At 71.8% G+C, this 18488-nt stretch carries 20 protein-coding genes; 7 read left to right on the plus strand and 13 right to left on the minus strand.

What is annotated here, in order from left to right:
* Nucleotides 1-17: 17 nt before the first annotated feature.
* Nucleotides 18-932, minus strand: a complete 915-nt coding sequence (locus tag ACYVIH_RS13085; protein ID WP_460869891.1) for an alpha/beta fold hydrolase — start codon at nt 930-932, stop codon at nt 18-20.
* Nucleotides 933-1109: 177 nt separating this feature from the next.
* Here ACYVIH_RS13085 and ACYVIH_RS13090 point away from each other — a divergent pair, with 177 nt between their 5' ends.
* The gene (locus tag ACYVIH_RS13090; protein ID WP_460869892.1) at nt 1110-1970 is read left to right on the plus strand and encodes an esterase/lipase family protein; all 861 of its coding nucleotides are present in this window, start codon (nt 1110-1112) and stop codon (nt 1968-1970) included.
* Here ACYVIH_RS13090 and ACYVIH_RS13095 read toward each other — a convergent pair.
* From ACYVIH_RS13095 to ACYVIH_RS13120, 6 genes are read right to left on the minus strand one after another with little or no spacing between them, the layout of a single operon-like run.
* Nucleotides 1933-2862 (minus strand): carbohydrate kinase family protein, encoded by a 930-nt coding sequence (locus ACYVIH_RS13095; RefSeq protein ID WP_460869893.1) that lies wholly within the window; start codon nt 2860-2862, stop codon nt 1933-1935. The genes ACYVIH_RS13090 and ACYVIH_RS13095 overlap by 38 nt on opposite strands.
* A 6-nt stretch (nt 2863-2868) precedes the next feature.
* On the minus strand, nt 2869-3900 hold the full coding sequence (glpX, locus tag ACYVIH_RS13100) for a class II fructose-bisphosphatase (RefSeq protein WP_460869894.1): 1032 nt from the start codon (nt 3898-3900) through the stop codon (nt 2869-2871).
* Nucleotides 3901-3921: 21 nt separating this feature from the next.
* A complete protein-coding gene (locus tag ACYVIH_RS13105; protein ID WP_460869895.1) occupies nt 3922-4992 on the minus strand; it encodes an ABC transporter ATP-binding protein in 1071 nt (356 codons plus the stop codon).
* A complete protein-coding gene (locus tag ACYVIH_RS13110; RefSeq protein ID WP_460869896.1) occupies nt 4989-5792 on the minus strand; it encodes an ABC transporter permease in 804 nt (267 codons plus the stop codon). The genes ACYVIH_RS13105 and ACYVIH_RS13110 overlap by 4 nt, the downstream gene beginning before the upstream one ends.
* The gene (modA, locus tag ACYVIH_RS13115; RefSeq protein WP_460869897.1) at nt 5789-6592 is read right to left on the minus strand and encodes a molybdate ABC transporter substrate-binding protein; all 804 of its coding nucleotides are present in this window, start codon (nt 6590-6592) and stop codon (nt 5789-5791) included. The genes ACYVIH_RS13110 and modA overlap by 4 nt, the downstream gene beginning before the upstream one ends.
* Nucleotides 6589-6996, minus strand: coding sequence for a TOBE domain-containing protein (locus ACYVIH_RS13120; RefSeq protein ID WP_460869898.1), 408 nt, complete (start codon nt 6994-6996; stop codon nt 6589-6591). The genes modA and ACYVIH_RS13120 overlap by 4 nt, the downstream gene beginning before the upstream one ends.
* Before the next feature lie 122 nt (nt 6997-7118).
* On the opposite strand from ACYVIH_RS13120, the gene ACYVIH_RS13125 reads away from it, so the two are divergent.
* Nucleotides 7119-8081, plus strand: a complete 963-nt coding sequence (locus ACYVIH_RS13125) for an LLM class F420-dependent oxidoreductase (RefSeq protein WP_460869899.1) — start codon at nt 7119-7121, stop codon at nt 8079-8081.
* A gap of 55 nt (nt 8082-8136) precedes the next feature.
* On the opposite strand, the gene ACYVIH_RS13130 is transcribed toward ACYVIH_RS13125, so the two are convergent.
* Nucleotides 8137-10533, minus strand: coding sequence for a phosphoketolase family protein (locus ACYVIH_RS13130; RefSeq protein ID WP_460869900.1), 2397 nt, complete (start codon nt 10531-10533; stop codon nt 8137-8139).
* 88 nt (nt 10534-10621) lie between these two features.
* Between ACYVIH_RS13130 and ACYVIH_RS13135 the strand changes: the two genes are divergently transcribed.
* The gene (locus tag ACYVIH_RS13135; RefSeq protein ID WP_460869901.1) at nt 10622-11146 is read left to right on the plus strand and encodes a DUF4245 domain-containing protein; all 525 of its coding nucleotides are present in this window, start codon (nt 10622-10624) and stop codon (nt 11144-11146) included.
* A 10-nt stretch (nt 11147-11156) separates the two neighbouring features.
* On the opposite strand, the gene ACYVIH_RS13140 is transcribed toward ACYVIH_RS13135, so the two are convergent.
* Nucleotides 11157-11390 carry an exodeoxyribonuclease VII small subunit gene (locus ACYVIH_RS13140; protein ID WP_460869902.1) on the minus strand — a complete coding sequence of 78 codons (234 nt, stop codon included), beginning with the start codon at nt 11388-11390 and terminating at the stop codon, nt 11157-11159.
* Nucleotides 11387-12667 (minus strand): exodeoxyribonuclease VII large subunit, encoded by a 1281-nt coding sequence (gene xseA, locus ACYVIH_RS13145; protein ID WP_460869903.1) that lies wholly within the window; start codon nt 12665-12667, stop codon nt 11387-11389. The genes ACYVIH_RS13140 and xseA overlap by 4 nt, the downstream gene beginning before the upstream one ends.
* Nucleotides 12668-12705: 38 nt before the next feature.
* On the opposite strand from xseA, the gene ACYVIH_RS13150 reads away from it, so the two are divergent.
* Together ACYVIH_RS13150 and ACYVIH_RS13155 are read left to right on the plus strand one after the other, a co-directional pair.
* Nucleotides 12706-13716 carry a 4-hydroxy-3-methylbut-2-enyl diphosphate reductase gene (locus tag ACYVIH_RS13150; protein WP_460869904.1) on the plus strand — a complete coding sequence of 337 codons (1011 nt, stop codon included), beginning with the start codon at nt 12706-12708 and terminating at the stop codon, nt 13714-13716.
* Nucleotides 13717-13843: 127 nt separating this feature from the next.
* The gene (locus ACYVIH_RS13155) at nt 13844-14104 is read left to right on the plus strand and encodes a hypothetical protein (protein ID WP_460869905.1); all 261 of its coding nucleotides are present in this window, start codon (nt 13844-13846) and stop codon (nt 14102-14104) included.
* A gap of 22 nt (nt 14105-14126) precedes the next feature.
* Here the strand turns inward: ACYVIH_RS13155 and ACYVIH_RS13160 are convergent, their stop codons facing one another.
* Genes ACYVIH_RS13160 through ACYVIH_RS13170 form a run of 3 tightly spaced genes read right to left on the minus strand, consistent with a single transcriptional unit; the run spans nt 14127 to nt 16637 of the window.
* Nucleotides 14127-14615 carry a DUF6542 domain-containing protein gene (locus ACYVIH_RS13160; RefSeq protein WP_460869906.1) on the minus strand — a complete coding sequence of 163 codons (489 nt, stop codon included), beginning with the start codon at nt 14613-14615 and terminating at the stop codon, nt 14127-14129.
* Nucleotides 14616-14635: 20 nt separating this feature from the next.
* Nucleotides 14636-15802, minus strand: coding sequence for a DNA recombination protein RmuC (locus tag ACYVIH_RS13165; protein WP_460869907.1), 1167 nt, complete (start codon nt 15800-15802; stop codon nt 14636-14638).
* A 46-nt stretch (nt 15803-15848) separates the two neighbouring features.
* Nucleotides 15849-16637: an exodeoxyribonuclease III gene (locus tag ACYVIH_RS13170; protein WP_460869908.1), complete on the minus strand. Its 789-nt coding sequence runs from the start codon at nt 16635-16637 to the stop codon at nt 15849-15851.
* 69 nt (nt 16638-16706) lie between these two features.
* Here ACYVIH_RS13170 and ychF point away from each other — a divergent pair, with 69 nt between their 5' ends.
* The gene (gene ychF, locus ACYVIH_RS13175) at nt 16707-17783 is read left to right on the plus strand and encodes a redox-regulated ATPase YchF (RefSeq protein WP_460869909.1); all 1077 of its coding nucleotides are present in this window, start codon (nt 16707-16709) and stop codon (nt 17781-17783) included.
* Nucleotides 17784-17846: 63 nt separating this feature from the next.
* Complete coding sequence (locus ACYVIH_RS13180) at nt 17847-18419, plus strand: hypothetical protein (protein ID WP_460869910.1); 573 nt, start codon at nt 17847-17849, stop codon at nt 18417-18419.
* The last annotated feature ends 69 nt before the right edge of the window (nt 18420-18488 follow it).

The raw sequence follows: 18488 nt of genomic DNA on the forward strand, positions 1-18488 counted from the left end.
GGCGGGCTGTTGGCGGGCTAGCGGCGGCTGCCGGCCCGGTCCGCCACCCGGCGGATCGCGTCGACGAAGGTCTCGTGCAGGTCGCGCGGCACGTCGTGGCCCATCCCGGGGACGAGCAGCAGCTCCGAGCCCGGGATCGCCTGGGACGTGGCACGACCGCCGGAGACGTGCACCATCTTGTCGTGCGTGCCGTGGATGACCAGCGTGGGCACGCGCAGGCTGCGCAGCGCGCGGGACCGGTCCGGCTGGGTGAGGATCGCGCCCATCTGGCGCATCACCCCCGACCGGCTCACCCCGCGGTCCCAGGTCTCCGCGGCACGCTCGCGGATCGACAGCGTGGTGTCGGGGTAGTCCGGGGAGCCGATCAGCTTCCACAGCTTCTCGGAGGTCTCGATGTAGGCCTCGCGGCTGTGCCGGCTCGCGACCATCAGCGGGAGCAGGCTCGGGTCCTGCCAGCCGACGGTACGGCGACCGGTGGTCGACATGATCGAGGTCATCGACAGCACCCGGTCGGGATGGCTGAGCGCCATCGTCTGCACGATCATCCCGCCCATGGAGACGCCGACGACGTGGGCGGCGTCGATGCCGAGGTGGTCGAGCAGCGCGAACCCGTCGTCGGCGAGGTCCTGCATCGAGTAGGGAGTCTTCGCCTTCAGGCCGAGGAAGGAGGCGACGATCTTGCGCTGGTTGATCTTCCCCGAGACCCGGGAGGAGCGGCCGGTGTCCCGGTTGTCGTAGCGGATCACGAAGAAGCCGCGGTCGGCCAGCAGCTGGCAGAACTCGGGGTCCCACCACGTCATCGGCCCGCCCAGGCCCATCACCAGCAGCAACGGCTCGGCCTCGCGGTCACCGAAGGTCTGGAAGCAGAGGTCCACGCCGGTCGGGAGCTCGGCCATCTGCTCCGGGGACGGGGAGTGCGCTGTGGTCGCCATGTCAGCCTCCTGCGCCTGTCGGGCAACGCTGGTCTCGGGGAGGTTACCGACGAGTTTACGTGGCCTCCACAACCGATGGCGCGTCGAAGAACGGGGTAACGGTTCGGATTCACTAGGTTTGGGGATGCGCAGAAGTGGCTAACGTCACATCCTGCGTACTACGACTGGGAGGTCGCCGTGGTGTCACCGCTCGGAGCATTCCTCTGCCCCCCTGGCTACCAGGGCCCGAGCGGGCTGCGCGCCATCGCCCGGGAGGGCAGCGCGGTCCTGGAAGGTGCGCGGCTGGCGCGCCGCAGCGCCGGGGACCGGCTGAAGGGCCGCCGGACGCCGTACGCCTCGCTGACGCCGGTCCGCTCGGTCGACCCGGTGGTGCTGGTCCCCGGGTTCATGGCCGGGGACTCCTCGCTGCTGCTGATGTCGCGGCACCTGCGCAAGCTCGGCTACCGCACCTACCGGTCGACGATGCACGCCAACGTCGGCTGCACCCAGGAGGCGTCCTACGCCCTCGAGCGACGGATCGAGGCGATCTCGATCAAGCGCGAGCGCAAGGTCACCATCGTCGGCCACAGCCTCGGCGGCCTGCTCGCCCGCGGCATCGCGGCACGCCGGCCGGACCTGGTCGACGGGATCATCACCATGGGCAGCCCGCTGCTCGCCCCCGGCGCGATCCACTCGGTCCTCGCGTTCGACCTCGCCGTGGTGACCGCGCTGCGCCGGGCCGGACTCGGCGGGCTGATGGGTGAGGACTGCACCTCGGGCGACTGCGCGCGGCTGAGCTGGGAGCAGTCCCGCGAGGAGCTGGACCCCTCGGTGGCGTTCACCTCGATCTTCTCCCGTCGCGACGGGATCATCGACTGGCGCGGCTGCCTCGACCCGGGTGCCGAGACTGTCGAGGTGAGCACCAGCCACCTCGGCATGGCCATCGACCCGGTGGTCTTCGACATCGTGACCCGCACCCTGCAGGAGAGCCGCGAGCGCCGCGAGGCGGCAGCCGTCCCGGCTACAACGGCCAGGTTGTCGGCAGCTCCGGTCGCCTAGGCGGGTCTGCTCCCCGGCGCGAGCAGGTCACGGCCGCGACCGCGAGCGCGCCGCGCAGCAGCAGCCGCAGGTGGTCCTCGTCGAGGGCGTCCAGGGCTCCCGGCCCGTCCTCGGGCACGTCCCAGCCGTCGAGTACGGCGAGCAGCCCGGCCATGAACGAGTCGCCCGCGCCGACCGTGTCCACGACGTCGACCGACAGCGCCGGCTCGTGCACCGCGAGTCCGGGGGTGTAGGCGCTCGCACCGGCCGCGCCACGGGTCACGACCACGAGCTCGGTGGACTCACGGAGTAGCCCGTGCGCGAGCTCCTCCAGCGGGACGTCGGGCCGCAGCGCTGCGAGGTCCTCGTCGCTGACCTTGACCAGCCGGCAGTGGCCGGCGAGCCCGGTGAGGTCGCGCCAGGCGACCTCCGGATCGCTCATCAGGGCCGGGCGGACGTTGGGGTCGTAGCTGACCAGCAGCCCGCGCTCCTCGGCCTGGCGGACCAGGTCGAACACGGCGTCACGGCCGGGCGGAAGACTGGCGCCGAGGGAGCCGACGTGGAGGGCGGCGGCGTCGGGCAGGGTGTGGTGGGCCAGGTCCCACACCAGGTCGAACTCGTAGCTGGCCGCGCCGGTCTCGCCGAGCCGTGCGGTGGCCGTGCTCGTCCGCGTCCCGGGCACGACCGAGCTGCCGGTGACCTCGGCGCCGGCGCCGCGGACGTGGTCGACCACCCGGCTGCCGCGCTCGTCGTCGCCGACGCGGGTGATCAGCAGGGTCGGCACCTCCAGGCGCGCCAGCCCGACGGCGACGTTCAGCGGGGAGCCGCCGACCGCCTCGGTGGTCTCGCCGGCCACGGGCACCACGATGTCGACCAGGGCCTCACCCACCACCACGAACGGCAGCCGCGACATGGTGACCTAGTGCTCGAAGTCGATCGCGGAGTAGGACCGCAGCTTCTCCAGCCGGTGCTCGCTGGTGATCGAGCGGATCGTCCCCGACCGTGAGCGCATCACGAGGGAGTGGGTGGTGGCGCCGCCGGCGCGGTAGCGCACCCCGCGCATCAGCTCGCCGTCGGTGATCCCGGTGGCGACGAAGAAGCAGTCGTCGCCGGTCACCAGGTCGTCGGTGGCCAGGATCGACTCGGGGTCGAGGTCGTGGCCCGCGTCGATCGCCTTCTGACGCTCCTCGTCGTCGGTGGGCCACAGCCGGGCCTGGATGACGCCACCCATGCACTTCATCGCGGTGGCCGCGATGATGCCCTCCGGGGTGCCGCCGATCCCCATCAGCATGTCGATGCCGGTGTCGGCGCGGGCAGCCATGATGGCGCCGGCGACGTCGCCGTCGGTGATGAACTTGATCCGGGCGCCGGTCTCGCGGATCTCGCGGACCAGGTCGTCGTGCCGCGGCCGGTCGAGGACCACGACGGTGACGTCCTCCGCGGCGCTGCCCTTGGCCTTCGCCACGCGTGCGATGTTCTCCGCGACGGGGTAGCGGATGTCGACGACGTCGGCGGCCTCCGGGCCGACGGCCAGCTTCTCCATGTAGAACACCGCCGACGGGTCGAACATCGAGCCGCGCGGGCTGACCGCGAGCACCGAGACCGCGTTGGCCATGCCCTTGGCGGTCAGCGTCGTGCCGTCGATCGGGTCGACCGCCACGTCGCACTCGGGGCCGGTGCCGTCGCCGACCTCCTCGCCGTTGAACAGCATCGGCGCGTTGTCCTTCTCGCCCTCGCCGATCACGACCGTGCCGCGCATCCCGACGGTGGAGATCAGCACCCGCATCGCGTTCACCGCGACGCCGTCGGCGCCGTTCTTGTCCCCTCGGCCCACCCAGCGGCCGGCAGCCATCGCGGCGGCCTCGGTGACGCGGACCAGCTCCAGCGCCAGGTTCCGGTCGGGGGCGTCGTGCGCGGCGGAGAGATCAGGCGGGAGGAGGGTCTCAGACATAGCGAGATGGTAACGGAGAGGTCACGGGCGCTCGCCGCTGGTCGCGCCGTAGACCCGCACCTCGGTCGCCTTGACCGCCGCCCACACCTCGCGGCCCGGCGTCAGGCCCAGCGCCGTCACCGAACCCGGGGTGACGTCGGCGATCAGCTCCTGCGCGCCCTTCAGGTGCACCCGCACCGCGGACCCGTGCGGGACGACCGAGGCGACCGTCCCGCGCCAGTGGTTGCGGGCGCTGCCGGCCGGCTCGTCGAGCATCAGCGAGACCGCCTCGGGGCCGAAGCAGGCGTTGACCTCGCCCTCGGCCTCCGTGGCGGTCACCAGGGCGGTCCCGTCGGCCAGGCGTACGACGGTCCCGCGGCTGCGGCCGCGGAGCACGTTGAGCCCCATCAGCCGCGCGACGTGGTCGGTCTGCGGCTGCTGGGCCACCTCCGCCGGTGTCCCGACCTGTGCCACCCTGCCGTCGTCGAGCACCACGACCCGGTTGGCGATCGTCAGGGTGTCGATCGCGTCGTGGGTGACCAGCACACTGACCCCGCCGAACTCCGACAGGTGGCGGGCCAGCTCGACGCGCAGCTCCATCGCGACCCTGACGTCGAGCGCGGCCAGCGGCTCGTCGAGGAGCAGCAGCCGGGGCTCGGTGGCCAGGGCGCGGGCGATCGCGACGCGCTGGGCCTGGCCGCCGGACAGCTGAGTCGGCCTCCGCTCGGCGAGTGCGCCGACCCCGAGACGGTCCAGCCAGGCCTGGGCGCTCGCGCGAGCCGGTGCCCGTCGTACGCCTCGGGAGCGGAGGCCGAACGCGACGTTGTCGCGGGCGGTGAGGTGGGGGAACAGCAGCTGGTTCTGGAACACCATGCCGGTGCGCCGCTCCTGCACCGGCACCGGCCGGTCGCCGGCCACCTCCCAGGTCTGCCCGGCGCAGGTGACGTGGCCGCCGTCGAGCGGGAGCAGCCCGGCCAGGGCACGGACCAGGGTGGACTTGCCGGCGCCGTTGGGCCCGATCACGGCGAGCACGTCGCCGGGTTCGGCGGTCAGCGTCGCGTCGAGCTCGAACCCGGGCCGGCGTACGTCGACGTGGGCGTCGAGGTAGGTCATGGCGCCACCTGGCCGAGCCACCGCTCGCGGAGCAGGGCGAGCACGGCGACCGAGCCGGCCAGCATGATCACGCTGAGCACCAGCGCGGCCTCCGGGTCGCTCTGCAGGGCCTGGTAGACCGCCAGCGGCATGGTCTGGGTGACGCCGGGGAAGTTGCCGGCGAAGGTGATCGTGGCGCCGAACTCGCCCAGCGACCGGGCCCAGCCCAGCACGAGTCCCGCGGCGATGCCCGGCAGCGCAATCGGCACGGTGACCGTGCGGAACGTCCGGCCGCGCGATGCACCCAGCACGGCGGCCACCTCGTCGTACTCGCCGCCGGCGGCGCGCAGCGCGCCCTCCACGCTGACCACGAGGAACGGCAGCACCACGAAGGTGTGCGCGATGACCACCGCGGTGGAGGTGAACGGGATCGAGACGCCGAGCTCGCGCAGGGGTGCGCCGACCACACCGGTGCGGCCGAACGCGGAGAGCAGGGCCACGCCGGCGACCACCGGCGGGAGCACGAGCGGGACGGTGACCAGGACCCGGACCAGGGAGCGGCCGGGGAAGTCGACCCGCGCCAGCGCCCAGGCCATCGGCAGGCCGACGACGAGGGCGATCGCGGTCGACGCGGTCGCCGTCCAGACCGACAGCCACAGGGCGTCGAGGACGACCGGGTCCGTGATCCGCTCGGGCATGCCGCGCAGCGGGGTGCGCGCGAGCAGTGCGCCGAGGGGGAGGAGCAGGAAGACCAGGCCGAGCCCGGCGAGGACCACCAGGTGTGCCGGGGCCGGTCCGAGCCGGTGCCGGCTCCGGGTCACCGGCCCTCCTCGGCCGCTCCGAACCCCGCCTCCGCCAACGCCTGCTGCCCGTCGGGGGAGAGCAGCAGCTCGAGCCACGCGTCGGCGAGCTCGCGGTGCTCGCTGCGCGCGACGACCGCGACCGGGTAGCTGGTGGCGGGTCCGGTGCCGCCGGGCAGCGGGACCTGCTCGACGTCGCCGCCCGCGGCGACCACGTCGCTGGCGTAGACCAGGCCGGCGTCGGCCTCGTCGAGCATCACCTTGGTGAGGACGGCCTTGTCGTCGACCTCGAGGCTCGCCGGCGGCCGCGTGATGCCGGCCTCCTTCAGCACCTGCTGCGCCAGGGAGCCGCACGGGGCGGAGGGGACACAGGCCACGTAGTCGGCCTGCTCCAGGTCGCCGAGCTCCTGGATGCCGGCCGGGTTGTCGGCGGGTACGACGAGCGCCAGCTGGTTGCTGGCGAACACCGTCGCGTCCCCGACGACGAGGTCGTCGTCCTCGAGGATCGCCATCGTCACGGCATCGGCGGTGGCCACCACGTCGGCCGGCGCTCCGGCGGCGACCTGTGCAGCGATCGTCGCGCTCGAGCCGAAGCTGACCGCGACCCGGACGTCGGGGTGGTCGTCCTCGAAGCGGTCGGCCAGGGTCTCGAACGGCTCGGTGAGCGACGAGGCGGCGAGCACCGTGAGCTTCGTCCGGCCGTTCTCGCCGGCGCCGGGGTCGTCGCTGCACGCCGCGGTCGCTGCCAGTGAGGCCAGGGCAAGCGTGGCCGCGGCGGTGCGCGCGCCCCTGGACCGCCCGGATCGGCGTCGTGTGCTCACGGCAGCTCCACCACCACGTTGGTCGACTTCACCGAGGCGATCGCGAGCACCCCGGGCTCGAGCCCGAGCTCGTCGGCCGCCTCGGAGCTCATCAGGGACACCACGCGGTAGGGCCCGCAGACCAGCTCCACCTGCGCCATCACCTGGTCCTTCTTCACCGCGGTGACGATCCCGCGCATCCGGTTGCGGGCGCTCACCGCCTGGGCTCGGCTGGCGTGGGTCAGGCCCTCGGGTCCGGCGTCGGCGAGCTCCTTGGCGAACCTCGCCAGATCCGCGCCGGGCAGGGCGGTGCGGCCCTCGGGGGTGGTCAGTGCGCTGAGCCGGCCGGCGTCGATCCATCGGCGCAAGGTGTCGTCGCTGACCCCGAGGATGTCGGCGGCCTCGGCGACGCGGTAGGTGGTCACCGGGTCAGTCTGCCGCATCTGCGGCCAGAACGGCCACCTTTCTGCCGCACCTGCGGATCCCGCATCCCGGGTGGTCCAGGCGGGTAGAGGAACGTCGTACGCCCCCCACCGGAGGAGAGCAGATGACGCGCTACGGCTACACCCTGATGACCGAGCAGTCCGGGCCCCGCGAGCTGGTGAAGTACGCCGCTGCCGCCGAGCGGGCCGGCTTCGACTTCGAGGTGATGAGCGACCACTACTTCCCGTGGCTCGACGGGCAGGGCCACGCCGGGTACGCCTGGAGCATGCTGGGCGCGGTCAGCCAGGTCACCGACCGGGTCGAGCTGATGACCTACGTGACCTGTCCGATCATGCGCTACCACCCTGCGGTGGTCGCGCAGAAGGCCGCGACCGTCGGCATCCTCAGCGACAACCGGTTCACGCTCGGTCTCGGCGCCGGGGAGAACCTCAACGAGCACGTCGTCGGTCAGGGCTGGCCGCCGGTGAACGTCCGCCACGAGATGCTCGAGGAGGCGGTGCGGATCATCACCCAGCTGCTCGACGGGGGGTACGTCGACTTCAAGGGCGAGCACTTCCGGGTGGACTCCGCGAAGCTGTGGGACCTGCCGGAGGAGCGCGTCGAGGTCGGGGTGGCGGTCTCCGGCGAGCAGTCGGTCACCACGTTCGCGCCGCTCGCCGACCACCTGATCACCACCGAGCCGGAGCCCGACCTGCTCCAGATGTGGGACGGCGCCAGGCAGGGCGACTCCCGCAAGATCGGGCAGATCCCGATCTGCTGGGACCCCGACCGGGACCGCGCGGTCGGGCGCGCCCATCGCGAGTTCCGCTGGTTCGGCGGCGGCTGGAAGGTCAACGCCGAGCTGCCGGGTCCCGCCGGGTTCGCCGGGGCGACGCAGTTCGTGCGGCCCGAGGACGTCGCCGGGTCGATCCCGTGCGGACCCGACGTCGGCGCGGTCGTCGACGCGGTCCGGGAGTTCGAGCAGGCCGGCTTCACCGACGTCGCGGTCGTCCAGATCGGTGACGAGGGCCAGGAGGACTTCCTCCGGTTCGCCGAGTCCGAGCTGCTCCCCGCCCTGCGCGGCTGAGACGACGGCACCCCGGCCGCCGTCGCGACCGGGGTGCCCCTGACGTCCGTGGGGATCAGGTCTCCGCGGACTCCTGGTTGTCGCTGGGGATCCACAGCCAGTCGGTGACCTCCGGCATGTCCGCGCCGTGCTCGTTGACGTAGGCGCGGTGCTTGGCCCGCAGGTCCTGCATCTCCTGGCGCAGCACCGCGGCCCGCTGGGCGAGGCCGGGCACCCGGTCGATCACGTCCATGACGAGGTGGAAGCGGTCCATGTCGTTGCGCACCACCATGTCGAACGGGGTGGTCGTCGTACCTTCCTCCTTGTAGCCACGCACGTGCAGGTGCTCGTGGCTGGTGTGCCGGTAGGTCAGCCGGTGGATCAGCCACGGGTAGCCGTGGTAGGCGAAGATGATCGGCACGTCGGTGCCGAAGATCGCGTCGAACTCGCGCTCCGGCAGCCCGTGCGGGTGCTCCGAGGCCGGCTGCAGCCGCATCAGGTCCATCACGTTGACCACGCGCACCCGCAGGTCGGGCAGCTTCTCCCGCAGGATGTGTACGGCGGCCATCGTCTCCAGCGTCGGCACGTCGCCGGCGCACGCCATCACCACGTCCGGGTCGCCCTCGTCGTTGCCGGCCCAGTCCCAGATGCCGATCCCGCGGCGGGCGTGCATCGCGGCCTGCTCCATGGTCAGCCAGGTCGGCTGGGGCTGCTTGCCGGCCACGATCACGTTGACCAGGTTGGTGCTCTGCAGGCAGTGGTCCATGGTCCACAGCAGGGTGTTGGCGTCCGGCGGCAGGTAGACCCGGATCACCTCGGCCTTCTTGTTCACCACGTGGTCGATGAAGCCGGGGTCCTGGTGGCTGAACCCGTTGTGGTCCTGGCGCCACACGTGGGAGCTGAGCAGGTAGTTCAGCGACGGGATCGGGCTGCGCCAGTCGAGCTCGCGGATCGTCTTCAGCCACTTCGCGTGCTGGTTGAACATCGAGTCGACCAGGTGGATGAACGCCTCGTAGGAGGTGAACAGCCCGTGCCGGCCGGTGAGCGTGTAGCCCTCCAGCCAGCCCTGGCAGGTGTGCTCCGACAGGATCTCCATGACGCGGCCCTCGGGACCGAGGTGGGCGTCGGTGGGGTACTGCTCGAGCTGCCAGTTCTTGTCGGTCACCTCCAGCGCGGCCGTGAGCCGGTTGGACTCGACCTCGTCGGGCCCGAACAGCCGCATGTTGTCGGGGTTGGCCCGCAGCACGTCGCGCAGGTAGGCGCCGGTCGGGCGGGTGCCCTCGGCCTGGGTGCCGCCGGGCTCGTCGACGGCGATGGCGTAGTCGCGCGGGTCGGGCAGGTGCAGCGGCCGGCTCACCTTGCCGCCGTTGGTGTGGGGGTTCGACCCCATCCGCCGGTCGCCCTTCGGAGCCCAGGACCGGATCGACTCGACCGGGGTGCCGTGGTCGTCGAAGAGCTCCTCGGGCCGGTAGGAACGCAGCCACTCCTCGAGCTGGGCCCGGTGCTCGGCGTTCTCGCGGACCGTGGCCAGCGGCACCTGGTGCGAGCGCCAGGTGTTCTCCACCGGCACCCCGTCGACCTCCTCCGGGCCGGTCCAGCCCTTCGGGGTGCGCATCACGATCATCGGCCAGCGCACCGGCGCGTCGGAGGAGCCCGAGCCCGACCGGGCCGCAGCCTGGATCTCCTTGATCCGGGCCACGCACTCGTCGAGGGCACCGGCCAGCTGCTGGTGCACCTCGGCGGGGTCGTCGCCGGCCACCAGCACCGGGTCCCAGCCGTAGCCGCGCAGCATCATGTCGAGGTCGTCCTCGGGGATCCGCGCCAGCACGGTCGGGTTGGCGATCTTGTAGCCGTTGAGGTGCAGGACCGGCAGCACCGCGCCGTCCCGCCGCGGGTCGAGGAACCTGCTGCCGTTCCACGACGTGGCCAGCGGACCGGTCTCCGCCTCGCCGTCGCCGACCACCGCGGTGACGATCAGGTCCGGGTTGTCGAACGCCGCGCCGAACGCATGCGTCAGCGAGTAGCCGAGCTCACCGCCCTCGTGGATCGACCCCGGCACCTCCGGCGCCACGTGGCTGGGGATGCCCCCGGGGAAGCTGAACTGCTTGAACAGCCGCTGCATGCCGCGCTCGTCGAGCGTGGTGCCCGGGTAGGTGTCGGTCCACGACCCCTCGAGCCAGGTCTGCGCCACGATCGCCGGCCCGCCGTGGCCGGGGCCGATCACGTACATCATGTCCAGGTCCTGCTCGCGGATCACGCGGTCGCAGTGCGTGTAGATCATGTTCAGCCCCGGAGTCGTGCCCCAGTGGCCGAGCAGCCGCGGCTTGATGTGCTCGGGCTTGAGCGGCTCACGCAGCAGCGGGTTGTCGAGCAGGTAGATCTGGCCGACCGAGAGGTAGTTGGCCGCGCGCCAGTGTGCGTCGGCGAGCTCGAGGTCGGCATCGGACAGGGGACGGGCGTCAACGGTGCGCATACCTGATGCCTACCGGACCGAAAGTCCGTTTACCAGGGTCCGGCGACCCCTGTTTCGTGGGGCTTTGTCCGGTTGCGAGGATGACTCCGTGACTGAGCAGCCAGGCAGGTACGAACGGTCCGCGACCGGGATGGTCGGCGCGATGATCGTGCTGCTCCTCGTGGTGGGCGCGTTCGTGCTGTTCCGCGACCTCAACCGCACCGACGTCGACAACCCGGCCAAGACCGTCGACTACCAGCAGACCCTGCGCTTCGCGCAGGACCAGGTCGACTTCCCGCTGCTCGCCCCGCCGGAGCTGCCGGAGGGGTGGCGGGCGACCAGCGTGCGGTTCGTCCCCGAACCGAGCCGCTGGCACCTGGGCGTGCTCACCGACGAGGGCAGGTACGTCGGCCTCGAGCAGTCGCACAGCAGTCCGGACAACATGGTCGAGACGTACGTCGACCGCGAGGCCGTCGAGGGCGAGCCGACGCAGGTGGCCGGGGAGACCTGGCGGACCTGGACCGACGAGGGCGGCGACACCGCGCTGGTGCGCGAGGTCGACGGCGTGACCACGCTCGTCGTCGGCACGGCCGGCGTCGACGTGCTCGTCGACTACGTCGAGAGCCTGCGCTGAGCCCGCGGGCTCAGGAGCCGTCCGCCTCGTCGTCGTCCTCGGCGGCGATCGCCGCGTCGAGCCGCTTGCGGGCTCCGTCGAGCCAGGACTGGCAGACCTGGGCGAGCTTCTCGCCGCGCTCCCACAGCGCCAGCGACTCCTCCAGGTCGGTGCCGCCGCCCTCGAGCCGGCGCACCACCTCGACGAGCTCCTCACGGGCCTGCTCGTAGCTGAGCTGCTCGGGGTTGGACTGCGGCTCGGTCATCGGGGCTGCTCCTGGGGTGGTTCGGGGTCGGTGTCCGCCGCGCCGGTGTCCAGCGGCGTCTCGGTCTGCACGTCGGTGACGCTCACGTGCACCCGGCCGTCACGGACCCGGATCTGCAGCTCCTGGCCCGGCTTGGCCTGCTGAGTGCTGGTCAGCACGTGACCATCGGTGTCGTGCACCACGGCGTAGCCCCGCTCGAGCGTGGCCAGCGGGGAGAGGCTGCGCACCCGCGCCAGCTGGTGGGCGAGGTCGTTGTGGGCGCGGTCGAGCTTGTGGTGCAGCGTGCGGCGGGTGCGGGCGCACAGCTCCTGCACCTCGAGGGCGCGCTGGTCGAGGCCGCTGCGCGGGTCGGCCAGGCTCGGCCGCGCCCGGACGGCGTCGAGCTGGTGCTGCTGCCGGTCCAGCCAGCCGGTCAGCACGGCGCGGCCCCGGTCGCGCAGGTGCACGATCCGGTCGATCTCCTCGCGGACGTCGGGGACGACCATCTTGGCCGCGTCGGTGGGCGTGGACGCGCGGACGTCGGCGACCAGGTCGAGCAGCGGGGTGTCCGGCTCGTGGCCGATCGCCGAGACGACCGTCGTACGCGCCGCGTGGACCGCCCGGATCAGGCCCTCGTCGGAGAACGGCAGGAGGTCCTCCACCGAGCCGCCGCCCCGGGCGATGATGATCACCTCGACGTCGGGGTCGCGGTCGAGCGCGCCGAGTGCGTCGATCACCTCGCGCGCGGCGTTGGGGCCCTGCATCGAGGCGTGCCGGACCTTGAACTGGACCGCCGGCCACCGGCGGCGGGCGTTCTCCAGCACGTCGCGCTCCGCAGCGGACTGGGCGCCGGTGACCAGCCCGATCACCTGCGGCAGGAACGGCAGACCGCGCTTGAGCTCCCGGGCGAACAGGCCCTCGGCGGCGAGCAGCTGGCGGCGTCGCTCGAGCCGGGCGAGCAGCTCGCCGAGCCCGACCATCCTGATGTCGGTGGCGTAGAGGCTCAGGGTGCCTCGGTTGGGGTAGTAGGACGGCTTGGCGAAGACCACCACGCTGGCGCCCTCGACGACCGGCGGGTTGAGCGAGTCGAAGACCTGCCGGGAGCAGGTGACCGGGATCGAGATGTCGGCCACCGTGTCGCGCAGGGTGAGGAACACGGTGTTCATCCCCTGGCGACGGTTCAGCTGCGCGATCTGGCCCTCGACCCACACCGCGCCGAGCCGGTCGATCCAGCCCGAGATCGCGCTCGCGATCTGCCGGACCGGAGCCGGGTGCTCGAGGGAGGTCTGCATGGCCACGCCTGGAACCATAGGGCAGAGCACCTACCATGGAGCCCATGAGCACTTCGGACCTGGGGATTCCGCCTGTCCTCGATGCGGCACAGGCCGAGCGCGCCGTGCTGCTCGCGGCGCCGCGAGGCTACTGCGCCGGCGTCGACCGGGCGGTGATCACGGTCGAGAAGGCGCTGGACCTGTACGGCGCACCGGTCTACGTGCGCAAGCAGATCGTCCACAACAAGCACGTCGTGGCGAACCTCGAGTCCCGCGGCGCGGTGTTCGTCGAGGAGCTCGACGAGGTCCCGGTCGGCGCGACCGTGGTGTTCTCCGCGCACGGCGTCTCTCCCGAGGTGCACCGGCAGGCGGAGGAGCGGGCGCTGAAGACGATCGACGCGACCTGCCCGCTGGTGACCAAGGTGCACCACGAGGCCCGTCGCTTCGCCACCGACGACTACGACATCCTGCTGATCGGCCATGCCGGGCACGAGGAGGTCGAGGGCACCGCCGGTGAGGCCCCCGAGCACATCCAGCTCGTGCAGACCCCCGACGACGTGGCGAACATCGAGGTGCGCGACCCGGCGAAGGTGGCCTGGCTCTCCCAGACCACGCTGTCGGTCGACGAGACGATGGAGATCGTCGACGCGATCCGCGCGCGGTTCCCGCTGCTGCTCGACCCGCCGTCGGACGACATCTGCTACGCCACGCAGAACCGTCAGATGGCGATCAAGGAGATCTCGCACAGCGCCGACCTGGTGATCGTGGTGGGCTCGGGCAACTCGTCGAACTCGGTGCGCCTGGTCGAGGTCGCGCTCGAGGCCGGCGCCAAGGCGGCCTACCGGGTCGACGACGCGAGCGAGATCGACGAGGCCTGGCTCGACGGTGTGGAGACGGTCAGCGTGACCTCCGGGGCGTCGGTGCCCGACGACCTGGTCGACGGGGTGCTGGCCTTTCTGGCCGAGCGCGGCTACCCCGACGCCAAGGCGGTGCACACCGCCGAGGAGTCGCTGATCTTCGCGCTGCCGCCGGAGCTGCGTCGCGACATGCGTGCCGCGGAGCACGCCGCTCGCTGACGGCGGCCGCCGCGCCGACGGCGGAGCGAACTTTTCGAGACCGTGCATACCCGGCGCGTGGGTGGGTATCTATCGCCGCGGTCCAGACGCGTGGCCGCTCGCACCACTGAAGACAGGCCCTCCCACGATGTCGGTTCAGGCTTTCCCGGTCCGGTTCGCAGAGACCGTCAACAAGTTCGGTGCACCTCGAGCCGAGCGGCTCGGTGCAACCTCCACCTCCCAGTCGGGAGCCCCGGCCCTGGTGACGATCGGCAACCGGAGCTTCGTCGCCCGTGCCCACGGTGAGCGAGTCACCCGCCGCGGCCGGCAGACGCTGGTCTCGGTGCACGGCCGGCTCCGGTGGGTCGACAGCCGGCGCGTCCAGGCGCTGGAGGGCGACGTCGCCTGAGGCCCTCCCGCGACGGCGCGGCTCAGCGCCTGCGGACCCGGTGCGAGCCCACCCTGCGCGGCCCGACCTGGTGTGCTCCGGCGTGACGCGGGCCGACCTGGCGCAGCGCCAGGACGATCAGCGCCGAGGCGTAGCCGGCGACGAGCCCCCCGGCGTGGTGGGCCAGACCCGAGACCACCGCCTGGGTCAGGCTGTCCACCGCCTCGGCGACCGCGCCGCGGGCCAGGACCGCCAGCGAGACCACGGTCGCCAGCATGAGCAGCGGAGGCAGGACGCCCGCGACGAAGAAGTCGCGCGGACGGACGGCGAACGCGGTGACCAGGCACACGACCACGAAGGTCAGGTCGAAGAACAGGGACAGCCGCCCGGTCAGCGCAAGGTTCAGCGCGGCCGTCGACAGAACGGCGACCAGCGCCACCGCGGCGACCTGGCCACCGGGCAGGCGGCCCTCCTCCCAGAGCGTGCGCTCGGGCGCAGGCTGCGGGCGAGGTCGAGCGCTGAGGTGGCTCACGCCCCCACGCTAGGACGTGGTCAGGCCGATTGCTCGCGACGCGCCGCCGCGGGGCCGCCCGCTGAGCCCTGAGCGGGGGACTCCGTCGCGGTGATCTCGGGACGTTCGACCGCAACGGCGTCGAGCAGCTCCACGGCGGTCAGCGGCCGAGCCGCCTCGGTGACCGGCGCGGGTGGGTCGAGGGCGGGGGCCGAGGTGTCGAGCTCGGAGAACTTCCGTGCGGAGACCAACACGCGGGTCTCGAGCGAACCGACTGCCTTGTTGTAGCTGGTCACGGCTGCGGTCAGCGACCGGCCGAGCTTGTCGAGGTGGCCACCCATCACGCCGATCCGGTCGTGCAGCTCGCGCCCGAGGGAGTGGATGTCGCGGGCCTTGTCGGCGAGCGCCTCCTGGGTCCAGGCGTAGGCGACGGTGCGGAGCAGGGCGATCAGCGTCGTGGGGGTGGAGAGCACGACGTGGCGCGAGGCGGCGTACTCCAGGAGCTCCGGCTCGGCCTCGAGCGCCGCGGACAGGAACGACTCTCCGGGCACGAAGAGCACCACGAACTCCGGGGTCGCCGGCAGCGCGCGCCAGTAGGCCTTGGCGCCCAGTGTGTCGACGTGCTGCCGGAGCTGGCGGGCGTGCCGGGACAGGTGGGCGTCGCGCTCCTCGTCGGAGTCGGCGCCGGTCGCGTCGAGGAAGGCGTCGAGCGGGACCTTCGCGTCGACCACGACGCTCTTGCCGCCGGCCAGCCGGACCACCAGGTCGGGGCGCAGCACGCCGTTGTCATCGCGCACCGACACCTGCTCGGCGAAGTCGCAGCGGGACACCAGCCCGGCCAGCTCCACCGCGCGGCGCAGGTGCAGCTCGCCCCAGCGGCCACGGACCTGTGGCTTGCGCAGCGCCGTGGACAGCGCCGCGGTCTCGCGGCGCAGCGTGTCGGTGGAGTGACGGACGTCCTCTACCTGCTGGCGCAGCTGGCTCTGCCAGGAGACCCGGTGCTGCTCGAGGTCGCGCATCTGGTCGTGCAGCCGCGCCAGCCCCTCCTTCACCAGTGCCTGGTCGGCGGCGCGGGCCTCGATCGCGAGCCGGGCACCCTCGTCGGCCGCACCGTTGCTCGCGCGTGCCCACAGCACCCCGAGCACCGCCCCCAGGGCGATGCCGACGGCCAGGACCAGCAGCAGCGAGACGATCGTGGTGATCTCCATGCCACTCATCGTGGCGGAGGGCACCGACAGATTCGGTGCGACAGGCTCAGCCGATGTCCACGATCACCGGCGCGTGGTCGCTGGCCCCCGCTCCGGCGCGTTCCTCGCGGTCGATCATCGCCCCCGTGACTCGCTCGGCGAGTGCGGGTGAGCCGAGGACGAAGTCGATGCGCATGCCGCGGTTGCGCTCGAAACGCTGCCGGTAGTAGTCCCAGTACGTGTAGACGTCCGGCCCTGGAGCGAACGGGCGGACCAGGTCGGCGTACCCGCACTCCAGGAAGGCGCGGAACGCAGCGCGCTCCGGGGGTGAGACGTGGGTGCTCTTGGCGAACCGGCTGATGTCGAACACGTCCTCGTCGAACGGCGCGATGTTCCAGTCGCCGGTCAGCGCGATCTGCGCCGTCGGGTCGTCGGCGAGCCAACCGGCGGCCGTCGTACGCAGGGCGTCGAGCCAGGCCAGCTTGTAGTCCAGGTGCGGGTCGCCGAGCTTGCGACCGTTGGGGACGTACAGCGACCAGACCTGCACGCCGCCGCACGTGGCGCCGAGCGCGCGGGCCTCGGAGGTCATCGGCTCGCCCCACTGCGGCATGCCCTCGAAGCCGTGGCGTACGTCGCTCAGGCCGACCCGGCTGGCGATCGCGACGCCGTTCCACTGGTCGTAGCCGAGCGTCGCCACCTCGTAGCCCATCGCCTCCAGCCCCATGATCGGCCACTGGTCGTCGCGGGCCTTGGTCTCCTGGATGGCGAGCACGTCGATCTGGTGCCGCTCGAGCAGCGCCTCGACCCGGTCGATCCGGGAGCGGATGGAGTTGACGTTGAAGGTGGCGATCCGCACGCGGCCACCTTAGGTGAGCCGCAGGCTCGATTCGTACGACGCCCCCGCCCGGCCGTAGAGTGGCCCCCTGTGGCTCTCACCATCGGAATCGTCGGTCTCCCCAACGCGGGCAAGTCGACCCTCTTCAACGCCCTGACCAAGAACGACGTGCTCGCCGCGAACTACCCGTTCGCCACGATCGAGCCGAACGTCGGTGTGGTGGGGGTCCCCGACGCGCGGCTCGCCAAGCTCGCCGAGATCTTCGGCTCGGCGAAGATCCTGCCCGCGACCGTCGAGTTCGTCGACATCGCCGGCATCGTGCGCGGCGCCTCGGAGGGCGAGGGCCTGGGCAACAAGTTCCTCTCGCACATCCGTGAGTCGTCGGCGATCTGCCAGGTGACGCGCGTCTTCCGCGACGAGGACGTGACCCACGTCGAGGGTGAGGTGAACCCCGCCAACGACATCTCCACGATCCAGACCGAGATGATGCTCGCCGACCTGCAGACGGTCGACAAGGCGCTGCCCCGGCTGGAGAAGGAGGCGCGGCTGAAGAAGGAGACCGCGGCGGTGCTCGAGGCGGTCCGCGAGGCCAAGGCTGCGCTGGAGGCCGGTACGCCGGTCATCGCCACGTCGATCGACAAGAGCCTGCTGCGCGAGCTGAGCCTGCTCACCGCCAAGCCCTACATCTATGTCTTCAACTGCGACAGCGACGAGCTCGGCGACGAGGAGCTCAAGCAGAAGATGCGCGACCTGGTCGCACCCTCCGAGGCGATCTTCCTCGACGCGAAGTTCGAGGCCGAGCTGGTCGAGCTCGGCGACGAGGACGAGGCCCGCGAGATGCTCCACGAGATGGGCATCGACGAGCCGGGGCTCGACGTGCTCGCCCGCGTCGGCTTCGACACCCTCGGCCTGCAGACCTACCTCACCGCAGGGCCCAAGGAGACGCGGGCCTGGACGATCCCCAAGGGGGCAACGGCTCCCGAGGCCGCCGGCGTGATCCACACCGACTTCCAGCGTGGCTTCATCAAGGCCGAGATCGTCTCCTTCGACGACCTCGTGGAGGCCGGGTCCATGAACGCCGCCAAGGCCGCCGGCAAGGTGCGCATGGAGGGCAAGGACTACGTCATGCAGGACGGCGACGTCGTGGAGTTCCGCTTCAACGTCTGACCTGCCCCGAGGGACTGGGGATCGAGCGGTGCCGGGAACGCTCGGTTCCGCTACCTTGAGCCGGTGAGCGAACCAGCCCCGGCGCGGCGGTCCGGCCGGTCACGTCCGGCGCGGGTCGGCCAGGCCGTGGCCGCACTCGTGGTCGTGACACTGACAGGCTTCGGCCTCTGGCGGTGGACCCACCCGACCGTCTTCGGGGACCTCGGTGACTCCATCGTCGCGGCTCCGCGACCGGTGGCGAAGGCGGCGTTGTCGAGCACGGTGGTCTTCCCGCAGATCGGCGGTGAGCCCGAGACCGTCACGATCGACGATGCGAGGCCGGTGTTCGGGCGCAACACGGCGGAGGCGACTGCGGCCTTCTTCATCTGCCACCCCAAGGAGAGCGAGAAGCCGGGGATCGGCGCCGTCCACGAGCCGGCCAACTTCTGCAAGGAGCTGGAGCCGGTGGAACCGGGAACGGCGTTCCGCTACGGGCTGGAGCCCGCCAGCGACTACATGATCGTGACCATCACCCCCACTCGACCCGGGGTCGCGCACCTCACCCACATCGAGCTCAGCTACCAGCGCGGAGCCCGGCACTTCTTCCAGCAGGGCACCGAGTCGATCCGCGTCGACCGCAAGGTCGTGGCGGAGTAGGACGTCGACGCTCCGCCCGTCATCTGAACAGGCAGACCGAGCCCGCCCACGCAGCCAGCACGCTCAGCA

The organism is Nocardioides pakistanensis (assembly GCF_054781215.1).

Bases quoted from the DNA above. Each gene is read 5' to 3' on its own strand.
- ACYVIH_RS13085 (WP_460869891.1), bottom strand. From the start codon at position 932: ATGGCGACCACAGCGCACTCCCCGTCCCCGGAGCAGATGGCCGAGCTC.
- ACYVIH_RS13095 (WP_460869893.1), bottom strand. From the start codon at position 2,862: ATGTCGCGGCTGCCGTTCGTGGTGGTGGGTGAGGCCCTGGTCGACATC.
- ACYVIH_RS13150 (WP_460869904.1), top strand. From the start codon at position 12,706: ATGAGCACTTCGGACCTGGGGATTCCGCCTGTCCTCGATGCGGCACAG.
- ACYVIH_RS13165 (WP_460869907.1), bottom strand. From the start codon at position 15,802: ATGGAGATCACCACGATCGTCTCGCTGCTGCTGGTCCTGGCCGTCGGC.
- ACYVIH_RS13125 (WP_460869899.1), top strand. From the start codon at position 7,119: ATGACGCGCTACGGCTACACCCTGATGACCGAGCAGTCCGGGCCCCGC.
- ACYVIH_RS13155 (WP_460869905.1), top strand. From the start codon at position 13,844: ATGTCGGTTCAGGCTTTCCCGGTCCGGTTCGCAGAGACCGTCAACAAG.
- ACYVIH_RS13130 (WP_460869900.1), bottom strand. From the start codon at position 10,533: ATGCGCACCGTTGACGCCCGTCCCCTGTCCGATGCCGACCTCGAGCTC.
- ACYVIH_RS13140 (WP_460869902.1), bottom strand. From the start codon at position 11,390: ATGACCGAGCCGCAGTCCAACCCCGAGCAGCTCAGCTACGAGCAGGCC.
- glpX (WP_460869894.1), bottom strand. From the start codon at position 3,900: ATGTCTGAGACCCTCCTCCCGCCTGATCTCTCCGCCGCGCACGACGCC.
- ACYVIH_RS13105 (WP_460869895.1), bottom strand. From the start codon at position 4,992: ATGACCTACCTCGACGCCCACGTCGACGTACGCCGGCCCGGGTTCGAG.